Below are 14,430 nucleotides of genomic sequence, written 5' to 3' on the forward strand. Positions count from 1 at the left end.
TGTATTATTCTATAATAATAGTCTTAACAAAACGCTTGTTGTCAATTTTAAAGACTGCAAAATATTGTGCAGAAGCTATACTATCTAACGCAATTGTTTGTTGTTGCTTACTTAACGTGTCTTGGTATACTTGTTTGCCTAGGGTATCGATAAGTTTAAAATCAACAGCTTGTTGTAGTGGTTCTTCAAACGTAATATTGAGGTAATTACTTGAGGGGTTAGGAGAAATGCTAATCATTTTGCTAAAGTTTTCTTGCTCTTCATCACTTAAGGTTTCAAAAGCAACTGCAAATTCTAGAACAGCTCCAAGAGAACCTTTTATGACTTCATAAGCATAAGGAACATCCATATTAGCTAGGTTGTCATTTATCGTATGATTTACTGGTGACACATTACTTTCATATAATCCTGTAATGATTTCGCCATTGTTTTCAAAAGGCACATAGTCTGATGCGTAAGCATTTGAAATTTCGGTCTCTAGATTTGAATAGAGTTCTATCAAAATTGCTAAGCTATTTGTTGCTGCATTTGATGCTGCATTATTTGATTGTGGACTGGTTAAATCACGCTCACAAACAACGGTATCATTTGTCATTCCATTAACGCCTCCAACTTCATCAATATTAAAAACAAGCCTAATATCTAAATTTTGAGGGATCACTGTGTTATTTACGTAGTAGTTACTACCTACTAATCCATCCTCTTCTCCTGAAAAGTGAATGAATTTAATAGAATACTCTGTTTCCACATTTTTTAAAAGTCTTGCGAGTTCTAATAGTAAAACGGTTCCTGTGCCATTATCATTAGTGCCAGGTCCATTAATTGTATCGTAATGGGCATCAATAATTAAAAAAGTATTAGGATACAAAGTTCCCGTTTTGGTTACGATAATATTATTGCTTGTTCCTGCGGAATAGGTAAATGGTTGAAGTACCACATCTGTATAGCCAAGACTTTGGTATCTAGAAGTAATCCAATTTTCGGTATTTACTAAAGCTGAAGATCCCACAGTTTTTATTCCGAAGTTTTCAAAAGCAGTCAAATCATTAAGCACATTTGTTTGTGATGTATTGCTTACAATATTTCCATAAAATTGATTGAATGTTTGAGCGCTCGTTATAGATATAACAAATACGGTTAGTAATACTATTACTAATTTTTTCATATTTTGGGGTTTAAGGAGTTCTATTTTCGGTATAAAAAATAGTTATTTACCAAATCAATATAAATGCGTTTGGCTTCATCTTCAGTAACATCTTGGACTTGAAATAATGCATTTGTTTTAAACGCATTGATTATAGGTTTGCGACTACTAGGACGCTCGTAGTTGTTACTTGCTTTTTTATAATAAGCGTATAAACGCAATAACATGTCTGCAGGAAAACGTTCGGTATGCGCATTTACGCGCTCTACCGCTTCACTAAATTCTATTTCTAATTCTTCTGATGTCATGGTTTTGTCGCAATAACAGTTTCGCCTCCTTTTACGTTTTGATTTAATTCTACTTTAATATCTGAATCTAGAGGCAAATATAAATCGACTCGAGATCCAAATTTTATAAACCCAGAATCTGAACCTTGTACAACATGGTCTTCAATGTTTGCATAATTAACAATACGTTTTGCTAAAGCTCCTGCGATTTGCCTGTACAGTATTTTTCCAAAGTTATCATTTTCTACGACAACAGTAGTACGCTCATTTTCTTCACTAGATTTTGGATGCCAAGCAACAAGAAATTTTCCCGGATGATATTTGGAGTAGGTTACATTTCCGCCGATAGGATAACGGGTTACATGAACATTAATGGGTGACATGAATACAGATACTTGTATGCGTTTATCTTTGAAGACCTCTTTCTCAAAAACTTCTTCTATAACGACCACTTTACCATCTACAGGTGATACTGCTGCATGGCTATCTAAGATAGTGTGTCGTTTTGGATTTCTAAAAAACTGAAGAATAAGCAACAGCAATATAAGCATTCCAATCATGAGCGAAAATCGCAACCATGTAAGATCAATGAAACGATCTATAATGAGAATGGAACCAATCACGATGACTAGTGTTATGAGAATAATTTTATAACCTTCTTTATGAAACATAAGTAATGAGTCTTAAATATAAAAATATAAATGGTGCAGCAAAGATAATACTATCTAGGCGATCTAGTAAGCCTCCATGTCCAGGCATAATGACACCACTATCTTTAACGCCAGCTTGACGTTTAAATTTGGATTCTATTAAGTCTCCAATAGTACCAAAAACACTAACTATAATGCCTAAAATAAGCCAGTTAGTAAATGTGAGTTCGTCTGTAAAATACCAAATAAAATAACTTGCAATACATGAGAAAAAGAGTCCGCCGAGGAAACCTTCAACCGTTTTTTTAGGAGAAATACTTGAGAATAGCTTTTGCTTTCCTAAATTTTTACCTACAATATAGGCAAATGTATCATTGACCCAAACTAATATAAAAGATCCTAAGAGAAGGAGTGGTGTGAATTTTTCATAGAAATTTCCAATACAAATTAGAAATACGAATCCGCTTGATAAATAGAAGGTTGTAATTATAAATCGTTTGGAGCTAAATAACGGAATGGTTTTTTCTGAAAACAAGTCCTTTATAAGAATAAGCAGTACGAAAATGGTAATAACCAGCACTATTTGGGAAGTTTCATTAAATCCTACTAAGGACTCTGAAATGAGTTTCCAATAGGCAAACCCTAAATATAGGATTGAGAATATAATATAAGGCAGAAAGCTTTTTAACTGAATGAGTTTTTTAAACTCTGCCATACAAATCAAACCAAAAATAAAGAAGAGAGCAATAAGCGCATGCCTCCAAAATAGGGAACCAATAAGAAGACAGACGTATAACAATCCTGAGATAGCTCTTGTAGCAGTTTCTTTCATTTATAAATCTTCTAGAAGCAATAGATATAAGTTTTTTGAACTACTTCCATAGGTAAGGAAGTCTTTGTCTTCTATAGTTTTAAAGTGTTTGATAGTAGTAATGTTAGTGGGTATTTTATCTCTATTTTTTCCTTTAATACCTCTAAGGCCTTCACCAATGTTTTGCACGAATTGGCTCGTAGTTGCATAGATAACGAAATTGTCGGGTAACTCTTTTAATTTCTTTTCAGCAATTTGATTGGAAGAAATTAATAGAGAACCATCATCTGAGATAAGATATTCACAGGTTGAAAAGAAAAATGAGCTTTCTGAAATTCGCTTTGTCTTGTCAAGTTTAAAATCTTTGAAAAGTTGATCTAAACGAGCATCGAACATTAAGACCATATCATTTCTCCAATTATTCTCTAATAAAATGGAATTTAGAGAGTTTTGAACCTCTTGCATGTTTTCACAGTACAAGAATTTTCCACCGTTAGCTTTAAAGTTTATCGTAAATTGTTCATCAACAGGTAGCTTGATTTCGGGCATGTACTTGCCTCGCTGTTCGCTTTTTATGTTGTCTTCAGGTGTGCTTTTCAAACCGAAGATTTTACGAAATAGACTCATTTGAAAGGGATAGCTATCAATCTAGTTGAATTAATGTATGATTCAAATATAAAAAAAACTTAAATTAATGTACGTCAATTTAAGTTTTTTATAAGATATATTAATAACTATTGATTTATTCTTCTTTCACTTGTTCGTCTACATCCTCTTCTTTCACCGTTTCTTTATCATCTTTTTCTTGATCTTTTTCAACAATTTCTTCTTCTGTTTTATTAGATTGCAACAGACGTTGGTCTATTTGCTTTTGAAAAGGTCGATCTCCAAATATTTTTTCGAGATTATCTTTAAAAATAACTTCTTTTTCAAGTAGAACTGCGGCAAGCTCAGTAAGCTTATCTTTATTGTTTTCTAACAATACAATAGCACGTTGATATTGCTTCTCTATAATATCTGAAATTTCTTTATCTATGAGTTCTGCTGTGCGTTCACTATACGGTTTTGTAAATCCAGCCTCTTGACCCGAAGAATCGTAATAAGTAATATTACCCACCTTCTCACTAAGACCATAAATAGTAACCATAGCTCTAGCTTGCTTTGTCACTTTTTCTAAATCACTAAGTGCACCCGTAGATATTTTATCAAAAATAACTTTCTCTGCAGCACGTCCTCCTAAAGCAGCACACATTTCGTCTAGCATTTGTTCGGGTCTTACAATTAGACGCTCTTCTGGTAAGTACCAAGCGGCACCTAATGACTGTCCACGAGGTACAATAGTTACTTTTACTAAAGGTGCAGCGTGTTCTAGCATCCAACTTACAGTTGCGTGTCCAGCTTCATGAAAAGCAATTGCTTTTTTCTCTTCAATAGTAACAATTTTATTCTTTTTTTCAAGACCACCTACAATGCGATCAACCGCATCTAAGAAATCTTGTTTATCAACCGCTTTTTTGCCATTTCTAGCAGCAATTAATGCAGCTTCGTTACACACGTTCGCAATATCTGCTCCAGAGAATCCTGGCGTTTGTTTTGCTAAGAAATCAATATCTAATTTTTCAGCTTGTTTGATGGGTCTTAAGTGAACTTCAAAGATTTCTTTACGTTCTCTCACGTCTGGAAGATCTACAAAAATTTGTCTATCAAAACGTCCAGCGCGCATTAGTGCTTTATCTAAAACATCTGCTCTGTTAGTTGCAGCGAGTACAATAACGTTTGTATTAGTTCCAAAACCATCCATTTCTGTTAGAAGTTGGTTAAGTGTGTTTTCACGTTCATCATTAGAACCTGAGAAATTACTCTTACCACGAGCTCTACCAATAGCGTCTATTTCATCAATAAAAATGATAGCTGGTGATTTTTCTTTGGCTTGCTTGAATAAATCTCTTACACGAGATGCTCCGACACCCACAAACATTTCGACAAAATCTGAACCAGATAATGAAAAGAAAGGTACTTTCGCTTCTCCAGCAACTGCTTTTGCTAATAAGGTTTTACCTGTTCCAGGTTGACCTACTAATAGTGCTCCCTTTGGTATTTTACCACCAAGAGAGGTGTATTTCTCCGGATTTTTAAGAAAATCTACAATTTCTTGTACTTCTTCTTTAGCGCCCTCTAAGCCTGCTACATCTTTAAATGATGTTTTTACGTCAGTTTTCTCATCAAATAATTTGGCTTTAGATTTTCCTATGTTGAAAATTTGTCCACCAGCGCCTCCGCCACCACCACTAGACATACGCCTCATGATAAAGATCCAAACACCTATTATTAGGATGAAAGGTAATAATGAAAACAAAAGATTTCCAAAGACATTCTCCTCAGATTTAAACTCTACAGGAACATTTATATTTGGGTTTTCTATTTTGGTAGCATTGATTTGTTCTTCAAATAATTTTAAATCACCAAACTCAAAGGTATAATTTGGTAACGGTGTCACTTGAGGTAAAATACTTGAAGGTTTTGACGCCTTATGGACTTCTTTGTCTTGTGCATCTTTAGTCAAGTAAACACGTGCTTCGCGTTTATTAACGATATCAACCCTGTCAACATCGCCTTGCTCCATAAAACTAAAAAACTCTGATGGGTTTATTTTTTTGCCTCCAGAGCCACTCATACCCGAAAATATCTGTATTCCTAAAAACACTGCTATTACGATACCGTAAATCCACCAAGAATTAAACTTTGGTTTTTTACTTAAATTTTTATTGTCTTTTGCCATCTATATAGTACCGTAAATTCGGTTTTTTTTAATGTTTAGTAACTCGTTTCTACTTGTGTCGTTTTTGCATCTCCCCAAAGACTTTCAATATCATAGTACTCTCTAATATGTTTTTGAAAGACGTGAACAACGACATTAACATAGTCCATTAAGACCCATTCTGCATTATCGCTTCCTTCTACGTGCCATGGATTGTCTCTATGTTCTTTACTTACCTTTTTTTGTATGGAATTTACAATTGCATTAACCTGCGTGTTAGAAGTACCTTCACAGATAATAAAGTAATCACAAACTGTATTCTCAAGTTCTCTAAGATCTAAAATTATAATTTCTTTTCCTTTTACATCTTCAATACCAGCAATAACTGTACTTATAAGTTGATCTGGACTCGTATTTTTTTGCGTCATTAAATTGATTTAATTTTGTGCAAAGTTATTATTTTTTTGGTTCTTATAAACGGATATTTATCATAAGAAATTTATAATTTTTTTTAGCACATTACTATGCACATAATCAAACTTAATGCCATCGACTCTACGAGTACATTTTTAAGACAACTAAGTGGTGAAAAAAAATTGGAAAATTACACTGTTGTTGTTGCAGAATCCCAATCAAAAGGACGTGGTCAAATGGGAACTTCGTGGAGTTCTAATCCAGGTAAAAACCTCATGGCTAGTGTCTTTGTAGATGTTTCTTTCTTGGCGATACACTATAGTTTTTGGATTAGTATGGTAACATCATTGGCGATATCAAAGACATTAAAAGAGCTTTATATTAGTAATGTAAAAGTAAAATGGCCAAACGACATTTTGGCAGACCAAAAGAAAATTTCAGGTATTTTAATTGAAAATGTCATAAAGAATAATCGCCTTCAAGCTTGCATTATTGGTTTTGGTCTTAATGTTAACCAGGGGTGTTTTGATAATTTACCATTGGCGACATCGATGCAAATGGTTTCTAGGAAAACATATAACCTTGATGCGATCCTTAAAAAAGTCATAGACAACTTACAAATTTATATGACCCAATTGAAAGACGGTGATTTTACTAATATCAAAGACCTTTATGAAATTGAACTATTTAGAAAAGAAAAACCTTCTACATTTGAGGATGCAGAAGGCTCTTTGTTTTCTGGTTTCATAAAAGGGGTTTCAAAGTCTGGGCATCTTCAAGTTTTAATAGAAGATGGTGTTATTAAAGAATTTGAACTTAAAGAAGTAACACTTCTTTATTAGATTTGCTTAGGCATATTGGTCGCTAAAGTTTCAATAAACTTGGTGATTGGACCTTTAATCATCATCGCCATCATTGCATTGAATTCCCCTTCAAAAATTAATTCTACGACACTTTGTTCAGGTTTAGGTTCTACTATATTTGCTGTTAGTGAAAAGTCTAATTTTCCACCAGCAGCTCCTAAAACTATTTTGTTTGGCGCTATAGCTTCTTTCTTTTTAAGTACTATTTCAGGCATTCCTTTTAAGGCAAATAAAAACTTATCAGTATCAAGAACTTCAAATTTACTAATATTTTCGGGCATTAATTTTTCGAAGTTTTTGACATCCGAGAGAAAGTCAAACGTATCTTGAGCTGATTTATTTATAGTTATTTTTGGTGATTCTAATTTCATAGGTGTAAGATTATAATTTTATAGAGCTATAATCAAATAGCATTCCATTCACTTGGATTCGCATTCCAAAGGGCCAAAACTTCTTGTTCTTTAGTGGTTATATATTTGGTGTCAAGTGCTTGTTCTAATAGGTTTTCGTAATTGCTTAACGTATAAAGATCTACATTTGCCGTTTCAAAATTACTCTTGGAGATATCGAACCCATAAGAAAAGATAGCGACCATACCTTTAACATTAACATTTGCTTTTTTAAGCGCTTTTACAGCGTTAAGACTACTTTTTCCAGTACTTATTAAATCTTCAACGACAACTACATTTTGTCCAGCCTCTATAAAACCTTCAATTTGGTTTTGGCGACCATGAGATTTTGCTTCTGGTCTTACATAAATAAACGGAAGTCCTAAATATTCAGCAACCAACATTCCAATTCCTATAGCGCCAGTTGCAACACCAGCAATAACATCTACTTTTCCGTAGTGAGATTCAATATGTTTCGCCATAGTTTCGCGAATATAATTTCTAATTGGTGGAAATGAGAGTACAATTCTGTTATCACAATAGATTGGTGATTTCCATCCTGATGCCCATATAAATGGCTCGCTAGGTTGCAATTTTATAGCATTAATTTGCAATAAAACTTCAGCGGTTTGTTTGGCAGTTTCTTTGTCAAAAGTCATAGTGTAAAACTACACTTTTTTTAATAAAAATAATTTTAAAATAGGCATCATCTCTATAAAAATGATATTTTTACTTTTTAAACGCTACACTTATAATTTATGTATTACATATTCGTAAATGATAAACCTATTATCTTAACCACTAAGGTAGAAAAGGAGGATGGTTTTAAAAACTTCCTATTGTCGAAGGTAAATATAGGCAAGGTTATAAAGAAGCTAAATTCTTCAGCTCTAAAAGAGGTTAGACTTATTGGTAAAAATGAAGATAAACTCATTAAAAAGTTTCTAAAACTGCTACCAAATGTTGTAGCAGGCGGAGGAAAAGTCTATAATGAAAAAGGAGAGGTTCTTTTTATTTATAGAAATGATAAATGGGATTTGCCTAAGGGTAAAGCAGAGAAAAATGAAAGTATTGAAGAAACTTCAATGCGAGAAGTAGAGGAGGAGACAGGCGTAAAAGGCCTTGAAGTCGTAAAACCATTAGACACGACTTATCATATTTTTAAACGTAACGGGAAACATAAAATCAAAGTAACTTATTGGTTTGAAATGAAAACGTTATTTAAAGGACCATTATTCCCTCAAGAAAAAGAGGGCATTACAAAAGTAGAGTGGCTTTCAATAGAAGAAAGTCAAAAGGCGTTGGGAAATAGTTATGCTAATATTAGAAGATTGGTTTAAGGTATTTGATTAAATAATCTCCTTTATTGCGGCTAACACCCTGTCTTTTATAAGTAAGTTCATTTGGTTGTCTTTTGAGTATTTTTGATTTATTTCTATTTCTATACCTGTGTAATTCATTTTAAATTGACGTCTTAAATAGGTAGTAAAACCGTCAGATTTTCCTAAGTACGGATAATTAAACCTCACCTTTAAATTATGGTTTTTAGCTTTAATTTTAGCTTTTAAGAGTGCTGCAAACAGCTTCTCTGATGGTTTTCTAGGGTCGTACAGTAAACCAATGTCACACTCTCGCTTTGTGTTTTTAAGGCTTGGTGTGAAGGAATGTATAGAAAGATGCAATACAGTGTCGTCTTTAGATATAAAGTTTGATATTATTGACGACACCTCATTTCGATAGGGATGGTAATAGGTTGAGGTAATTTGATTCTTCTGAATTACGCTTAATTTATTGCTATATTCTGAAAATAGCTGACTATGATGAAGCGATCGATTTAGTTCAATTAACAAACGGCTTGTTGTACTCGCTTTTGAATAATCAGAAAGAGATTTTAAATAGTCAAAAGTATCGAGAGCACCCAAGTCAAAACCTCTATGAGTCTCTAAGACCTCTTGGTTTTCTTGAAATAAATAAACATATTCATTTGGGATTTTATTTCCACCATGTTCACAAGTGAGGATTAGTTTCAATTGACAAACAATTGATTCATTTCTAAACATTCAGCAAGATCAGAATACACTTGTTTGACTTTTGCTTCTGAAGTGTCATTTCCAATAGCTTTCAATATTCTAGAAGACAAAGATCCTTCAGTTAAGATGATTTCAATTGTCTTTTGATTTTCCGAAGATAGTTTTGGTTTAACCCAGTTATACATATGTTGCCAAACATCTTGCATTGTTGAAATTTCTTTTATTCCGAAAATTGATAAATAGTCAAAATTGACAACTCTTGCGAGTTCTCCGTACTTTATTCCGTCATTTAAGATGTCAAATAATTCTTGCTTTGTCCATTTCTTCTGTGCCTGTAGTGTACATAACTCTTTGTTGACTAAGGCTTTTAAAACTTCAATAATTAAGATGCAGATTGCAACATCAGCTTTGGGACATTCCTGAATGTCCACAAGACGAATTTCTATAGTATTTCTATCAAAACGTGCAATAGCACCTCTAGAATTTAAAAAGTGATGATCTAAAATATTTTTGGTATCAAAAGGTTTGATTGCTCTTTTTATAGGATCAAAAATGGTTGCGTAATAATCGACTTTATTAAAAACACGTTCAGGAATTACTAATCCTGTCATTTCGGGAATCTCTTTCTGATTCGTTTTATAAAATTCCAAACGGGAATCCATAATACCAGTAAGATTACCTTCCAAAATTGGAGAACTTGCACATAATCCAGGGATTAATGGTAAAATAACTCTTACGGCAGCATGGAGTTTTTCAAATTCTTTGTCGTCATAAAAGGGTAGGTTGATATGAGTACTTTGTACGTTACTCCAACCATGGCCTTTACAATCAAAAATTCTATTATAGAGTTCATAAACTTCACTGTAACTGTGTTTCCATAGTTCTGTGTCGTTCGATGGGTTCATTAATGGATGGGAGGCAGTCGGCAATAATTTTGCATCAACTGATTTTAATAATTGATTTATTTCTAAAATATTTTTATGAAACTTCTCAGATAATGACTCTAAATCTGTTGTTGGACCATTTGTTTTAAGTTCCACGACATGAGCGACTAATTCATTACTCCAAGCAATAGCGCCATTGTCTATATCTGACGTTAGTTTACCGTTTTTTAAGGTTAATAACTGATCAACTAGTGGTGCAACTTTGAATGTTGACGTGTTGATAAGCATGTATTCTAGTTCAATACCAAAAACTTCGAATAGGTGATATCTTTTACTCATGATTATTCTAATCTAGATTTTAACGCTAACAATATAGTGGCGTAGATTTTATCTCCATAGTATAAATCCTCTACACCAAAATCAATGTTTGGATTGTCGTTTATTTCAATAACCATCGGGTGGTCATCTACGACTTTAATATCAATTCCATATAAGCCTTTACCTATTAGTTTAGCACTTTTTATTGCCATATCTAGAACTATTTTAGGAACCTCTTCAAGAGGTAAACAGTCTGCTTCGCCATCTTGGTCGTTCTTTTTTTTTGCATTCCAATTATAGATTTGCCAGTGGTCTTTTGCCATGTAATATTTGCAGGCGTAGAATGGTTCGTCATCAATTATACCAATTCTCCAATCATAATCTGATGGACAGAATTCTTGTGCAATTATGAGGTCTGATTCTTTAAGCATTTCTGTAACTAAATGGTCATATTCTTCTTCTGTTTTAGCCTTTTTTACACCAAAAGAAAATGTGGAGTCTGGAGCTTTTAACACACAAGGTAAACCAACTATTTTTAGGACTTCGTCTTTATTGTCTTTATGAATAATAATAGTTTTTGGTGTTGCAATATTTGCATTATTTAAAGCCTCGGCCATATAAACTTTATTGCAGCATTTTAAAATAGCATTTGGATAATCAACAATAGCAATCCCTTCTTGTTGCGCTTTACGTGCAAAAGCATAGGTTTCATTATTTACTTCTGTGCTTTGACGAATAAATAAAGCATCAAAAGAGGATAGTCTTGATAAGTCTTTAGGATCAATAATTTCTGTATAAATATTCAATTTTTCAGCGATTTCTAAGAATTTTTTTAATCCTTTGGGATTACTTGGAGGTGCTGGATCATTGGGATTAACCAATATAGCTAAATCAAAGTCGTAGTTCGAAAGTTTTGGAGTATCGTAACGCTTCTTTCCAAAATACTGATTAGCGAAAATTTGTACGGTCTCAAAATGTTCTTGCGGGATCTCTGATTCTGAAATCGCCTTAATACTTTGTATCGTCCACTTTAGATTATGACTAAATTTCACTCTTAAAAAGGGAACTTGAAAATGTTTGTAAAACAAACTACTCAACTCCTTGTATTTTTGCGCTACATTTTGTCCAAAATAAATACTTAATGTAAACTCACGAGATTTTATACTTTTTAAACTCTGCTGAATGACGTCATCAAATTCATCTGAGACTATACGAACCAATTTTAACGCTCGTAGATCCACAATGTTTTTTACAGTTGGTATTGGTAAATGTTCTCTTGCTTCTGCTAAAAGAGACACATAATAGCCTTTAGATTGATAAGAGTAGTCCTTACATAGATTAAAAATTCTAGCTTTTTTTAGTTGCGAAAATTTAGGATTAGTAAGATACTCTTGTGAGGAAATTACGGTAATATTATCAATCAAAAAATTCCATTTTTCTGGTTGATTGACAACAATAAGTTTGTTCATGATTGACGCTTAAAATCGATATAATTTTAAACAAATTTATATAAAATTATGTTTGCTTTTACAAAAGATAAAAAATAAATATTTGGAATTCAAATATTTAATAATCAGATATTTAAATATGTTTTTAGGTTAATAATAGTTGGTTTTTTAATTTTATTAAAACAGTTTGTAAACAGGATATTGCAAATGTGACTTTTCATAATTTTTGCTCTGTTTATGTAGCCAATCCAACTGTGCAAACCAATTATCAGCAAATTCTTTATTGAATGTCTTTTTTAGATTGAAAGCTATTTGTAGTTTTGGATTACTTCTCAACAATTCTTGTGCGAAGTCCTCCCAAACATAAGGTGAGAAGCTTTCTTTTTGTTGTAGAATCGTATCAAAAAAGTTCCAGCTAAAAAATGAATCAGGAGCTTGTGGCTCTAAGGTTTCTAATAGATATCTAAATCCGTTTTGATTAGTATCAATTATATAATCACCTTTAAAAAAGCTTACTTTTTCTTCGGAAATATCTAAAGCCAAATTATAGTGAGAGTAATGACCTTCATAAACTTGTTTTCTCGTCTCATAGCTTTTAATAGTATATGAATTTACGGTAAGAGTCGTATCCTTTTCAAAACGTTTCATTTCAATGTTATTCAATTCTAAGAGTTCTAAAACGTTCCACCATCCTTGAGGAATTATATAAGCCTTTGGAATTTCTACCTCCAAAGTTGAGGTCATATAATTTTGATAGTTTATTTTTTTTGTAAATGGTTTATTTCGGTCATACTTTAATCGCTGTGCACCAGTTAAACCACTTTCAATCCTATTGCCTTCAAATCCTTTAAAATCTAAAATTGTTGTTTTTGTGGTATCAATAGACCATTGTAGAGGGTAGCTTTTTTTATTTCTTATATTTTTTACTGCATTTCTACGTAATTTAGAAATCGTCTCGCCTTCATTCTCAGTAATTTCTATCATGCTTTTCATGAGCTCATAAGTTCCTTCAACACGCTTGTCATAAGGTTTTAGCATATGAGTTTCTACCATCATACCTAATGTATTCCATAAGGTTGTGTAACCTGTTGAATAACGGGGAGAATCCATAAACTGGCTAAACCCTTGCTCAGGAGTACTATTAAAGACATTTACGTAAGGAGTGATGTCCCAATTTTTGTCAGCGAGATTTTGCTCTAATTGAGGTGTCATTTTAGTATGTAAGAATTCACCAAGTTCACCTCCTAATTTATTATGTTGCGTAAATAAATGCGTTAATGTATATTGGTAATCTGCACCATTACTCACATGATTATCAATAAACACATCAGGTTGAACCAAATGAAATAGTTGAGCAAAGGTTCTAGCATTTTTTGTGTCAGACTTTATAAAATCCCGGTTCAAATCAAAATTACGAGCATTGCCTCTAAACCCATAAGATATCGGACCGTTTTGATTCGTTCTCGTTGTTGAATTTCTGTTTAAACTCCCACCAACATTATAAATGGCTACCGTTACTAAAACAGTAGATTCAGGCATTTCAATTTTGCCTTGAACGATATCTCGAAATAACATCATTGTAGCATCAATACCATCAGACTCTCCAGGATGAATTCCATTATTGATTAATAGAATACGTTTGGTTTTTCTTATTTCAGAAAAATCAAAATTTGAATCAGGATTTAGTGTTATGATATGAAGTGGTTTACCTGAATCTGTTTCGCCAATACTATCAATTTTTACTTCGGAAAATGTTGCTGCTAGGCGCTCATAAAACATAATGGTCTCCTTATAAGTTGCTGTTTCTAAGCCTTCAGATTTTTCAAATTGTGTTGTAAAATCATATGTTTTAGTATCACTTTTAGTCGAACAAGACCAAACGCAAAGGGATAATACGATGATATTTACTTTTATTAGGTTCTGGTTTTTAAATAGATATGTCAAATTGTTCATATGTTGTTCATTTCTTTGTAAATGTCAATTAATTCATTTCAAAGTTAATCTTAATTTTATTTATCCTTCTAAACTAATAGCTATAATGAAAGTATTTATTCTCCCTTTCGGAAAAATCAACTTGATTAATCCTCACATTGCCGAAGTCATCATTAATGAAGGCACAATCTTAGATAAACCAGAAGTTGAAGCCTATCAAAATTTATTGCGATCTCAATTAAAGCCACCATTTTCCGTATTAATAAATATGGAAAATGCCTATTCTTATACATTTGAGGCGCAATTAGCGATGGGTGACCTAAAGGATATTGTATATCGAGCAGTTGTTGTGTATAATCATAATGCAGAAATGGCGACTAAAATAATAATGAATCTCAACAAAAATAATAATTGGAATATTAGGTTATTTAGAGAGCGACAGGAGGCCTTAGACTGGTTGCATATTAATGTTAATAATAGAAGTGCGGTATGATTCCTGTGC

At 32.8% G+C, this 14,430-nt stretch carries 16 protein-coding genes; 3 read left to right on the forward strand and 13 right to left on the reverse strand.

The annotated features are described in order from the left end of the window. Positions 1–4: 4 nt before the first annotated feature. The 7 genes from H593_RS0103395 to rsfS form a co-directional block, all read right to left on the reverse strand. A complete protein-coding gene (locus H593_RS0103395) occupies positions 5–1,165 on the reverse strand; it encodes a M28 family peptidase (RefSeq protein ID WP_028871135.1) in 1,161 nt (386 codons plus the stop codon). A gap of 20 nt (positions 1,166–1,185) precedes the next feature. Next, positions 1,186–1,452 carry an acyl-CoA-binding protein gene (locus tag H593_RS0103400; protein WP_028871136.1) on the reverse strand — a complete coding sequence of 89 codons (267 nt, stop codon included), beginning with the start codon at positions 1,450–1,452 and terminating at the stop codon, positions 1,186–1,188. Then, on the reverse strand, positions 1,449–2,102 hold the full coding sequence (locus H593_RS0103405) for a phosphatidylserine decarboxylase family protein (protein WP_028871137.1): 654 nt from the start codon (positions 2,100–2,102) through the stop codon (positions 1,449–1,451). Before H593_RS0103405 ends, H593_RS0103400 begins: the two co-directional genes overlap by 4 nt. Next, positions 2,092–2,913 carry a phosphatidate cytidylyltransferase gene (locus H593_RS0103410; RefSeq protein WP_028871138.1) on the reverse strand — a complete coding sequence of 274 codons (822 nt, stop codon included), beginning with the start codon at positions 2,911–2,913 and terminating at the stop codon, positions 2,092–2,094. Before H593_RS0103410 ends, H593_RS0103405 begins: the two co-directional genes overlap by 11 nt. Beyond that, a complete protein-coding gene (locus H593_RS0103415; protein ID WP_028871139.1) occupies positions 2,914–3,519 on the reverse strand; it encodes an LUD domain-containing protein in 606 nt (201 codons plus the stop codon). A gap of 115 nt (positions 3,520–3,634) precedes the next feature. Continuing rightward, entirely contained in the window at positions 3,635–5,671 is a 2,037-nt protein-coding gene (ftsH, locus tag H593_RS0103420) for an ATP-dependent zinc metalloprotease FtsH (protein WP_028871140.1), read from the reverse strand. Between the two features lie 35 nt (positions 5,672–5,706). Then, the gene (rsfS, locus tag H593_RS0103425; protein WP_028871141.1) at positions 5,707–6,078 is read right to left on the reverse strand and encodes a ribosome silencing factor; all 372 of its coding nucleotides are present in this window, start codon (positions 6,076–6,078) and stop codon (positions 5,707–5,709) included. Between the two features lie 96 nt (positions 6,079–6,174). On the opposite strand from rsfS, the gene H593_RS0103430 reads away from it, so the two are divergent. Further along, entirely contained in the window at positions 6,175–6,906 is a 732-nt protein-coding gene (locus H593_RS0103430) for a biotin--[acetyl-CoA-carboxylase] ligase (protein WP_028871142.1), read from the forward strand. Here H593_RS0103430 and H593_RS0103435 read toward each other — a convergent pair. Beyond that, a complete protein-coding gene (locus H593_RS0103435; RefSeq protein ID WP_028871143.1) occupies positions 6,903–7,298 on the reverse strand; it encodes an SRPBCC family protein in 396 nt (131 codons plus the stop codon). The two genes, H593_RS0103430 and H593_RS0103435, sit on opposite strands and share 4 nt — an antisense overlap. A 32-nt stretch (positions 7,299–7,330) precedes the next feature. After that, positions 7,331–7,975, reverse strand: coding sequence for an orotate phosphoribosyltransferase (gene pyrE / locus H593_RS0103440; RefSeq protein ID WP_028871144.1), 645 nt, complete (start codon positions 7,973–7,975; stop codon positions 7,331–7,333). A 99-nt stretch (positions 7,976–8,074) separates the two neighbouring features. Here pyrE and H593_RS0103445 point away from each other — a divergent pair, with 99 nt between their 5' ends. Next, positions 8,075–8,656: an NUDIX hydrolase gene (locus H593_RS0103445; protein ID WP_028871145.1), complete on the forward strand. Its 582-nt coding sequence runs from the start codon at positions 8,075–8,077 to the stop codon at positions 8,654–8,656. Between the two features lie 9 nt (positions 8,657–8,665). Here the strand turns inward: H593_RS0103445 and H593_RS0103450 are convergent, their stop codons facing one another. From H593_RS0103450 to H593_RS0103465, 4 genes are all read right to left on the reverse strand, one after another. Further along, complete coding sequence (locus H593_RS0103450; RefSeq protein ID WP_028871146.1) at positions 8,666–9,346, reverse strand: N-formylglutamate amidohydrolase; 681 nt, start codon at positions 9,344–9,346, stop codon at positions 8,666–8,668. Continuing rightward, the gene (locus tag H593_RS0103455) at positions 9,343–10,569 is read right to left on the reverse strand and encodes a glutamate-cysteine ligase family protein (protein ID WP_028871147.1); all 1,227 of its coding nucleotides are present in this window, start codon (positions 10,567–10,569) and stop codon (positions 9,343–9,345) included. The genes H593_RS0103450 and H593_RS0103455 overlap by 4 nt, the downstream gene beginning before the upstream one ends. 2 nt (positions 10,570–10,571) lie before the next feature. Beyond that, positions 10,572–12,017, reverse strand: a complete 1,446-nt coding sequence (locus H593_RS0103460) for a RimK family protein (RefSeq protein ID WP_028871148.1) — start codon at positions 12,015–12,017, stop codon at positions 10,572–10,574. Between the two features lie 156 nt (positions 12,018–12,173). Beyond that, the gene (locus H593_RS0103465) at positions 12,174–13,949 is read right to left on the reverse strand and encodes a M14 family metallopeptidase (protein ID WP_051229610.1); all 1,776 of its coding nucleotides are present in this window, start codon (positions 13,947–13,949) and stop codon (positions 12,174–12,176) included. An 85-nt stretch (positions 13,950–14,034) separates the two neighbouring features. Between H593_RS0103465 and H593_RS0103470 the strand changes: the two genes are divergently transcribed. After that, the gene (locus H593_RS0103470; protein ID WP_028871150.1) at positions 14,035–14,421 is read left to right on the forward strand and encodes a hypothetical protein; all 387 of its coding nucleotides are present in this window, start codon (positions 14,035–14,037) and stop codon (positions 14,419–14,421) included. The last annotated feature ends 9 nt before the right edge of the window (positions 14,422–14,430 follow it).

The organism is Psychroserpens burtonensis DSM 12212, assembly GCF_000425305.1.
Lineage (GTDB): Bacteria > Bacteroidota > Bacteroidia > Flavobacteriales > Flavobacteriaceae > Psychroserpens > Psychroserpens burtonensis.

What these genes read in the sequence shown, in the direction of transcription:
- H593_RS0103465 (WP_051229610.1), bottom strand. Translation starts at nt 13,949, where the DNA reads ATGAACAATTTGACATATCTATTTAAAAACCAGAACCTAATAAAAGTA.
- H593_RS0103395 (WP_028871135.1), bottom strand. Translation starts at nt 1,165, where the DNA reads ATGAAAAAATTAGTAATAGTATTACTAACCGTATTTGTTATATCTATA.
- rsfS (WP_028871141.1), bottom strand. Translation starts at nt 6,078, where the DNA reads ATGACGCAAAAAAATACGAGTCCAGATCAACTTATAAGTACAGTTATT.
- ftsH (WP_028871140.1), bottom strand. Translation starts at nt 5,671, where the DNA reads ATGGCAAAAGACAATAAAAATTTAAGTAAAAAACCAAAGTTTAATTCT.
- H593_RS0103405 (WP_028871137.1), bottom strand. Translation starts at nt 2,102, where the DNA reads ATGTTTCATAAAGAAGGTTATAAAATTATTCTCATAACACTAGTCATC.
- H593_RS0103410 (WP_028871138.1), bottom strand. Translation starts at nt 2,913, where the DNA reads ATGAAAGAAACTGCTACAAGAGCTATCTCAGGATTGTTATACGTCTGT.
- H593_RS0103455 (WP_028871147.1), bottom strand. Translation starts at nt 10,569, where the DNA reads ATGAGTAAAAGATATCACCTATTCGAAGTTTTTGGTATTGAACTAGAA.
- H593_RS0103400 (WP_028871136.1), bottom strand. Translation starts at nt 1,452, where the DNA reads ATGACATCAGAAGAATTAGAAATAGAATTTAGTGAAGCGGTAGAGCGC.
- H593_RS0103445 (WP_028871145.1), top strand. Translation starts at nt 8,075, where the DNA reads ATGTATTACATATTCGTAAATGATAAACCTATTATCTTAACCACTAAG.
- H593_RS0103430 (WP_028871142.1), top strand. Translation starts at nt 6,175, where the DNA reads ATGCACATAATCAAACTTAATGCCATCGACTCTACGAGTACATTTTTA.
- H593_RS0103435 (WP_028871143.1), bottom strand. Translation starts at nt 7,298, where the DNA reads ATGAAATTAGAATCACCAAAAATAACTATAAATAAATCAGCTCAAGAT.
- H593_RS0103460 (WP_028871148.1), bottom strand. Translation starts at nt 12,017, where the DNA reads ATGAACAAACTTATTGTTGTCAATCAACCAGAAAAATGGAATTTTTTG.
- H593_RS0103470 (WP_028871150.1), top strand. Translation starts at nt 14,035, where the DNA reads ATGAAAGTATTTATTCTCCCTTTCGGAAAAATCAACTTGATTAATCCT.
- H593_RS0103415 (WP_028871139.1), bottom strand. Translation starts at nt 3,519, where the DNA reads ATGAGTCTATTTCGTAAAATCTTCGGTTTGAAAAGCACACCTGAAGAC.
- pyrE (WP_028871144.1), bottom strand. Translation starts at nt 7,975, where the DNA reads ATGACTTTTGACAAAGAAACTGCCAAACAAACCGCTGAAGTTTTATTG.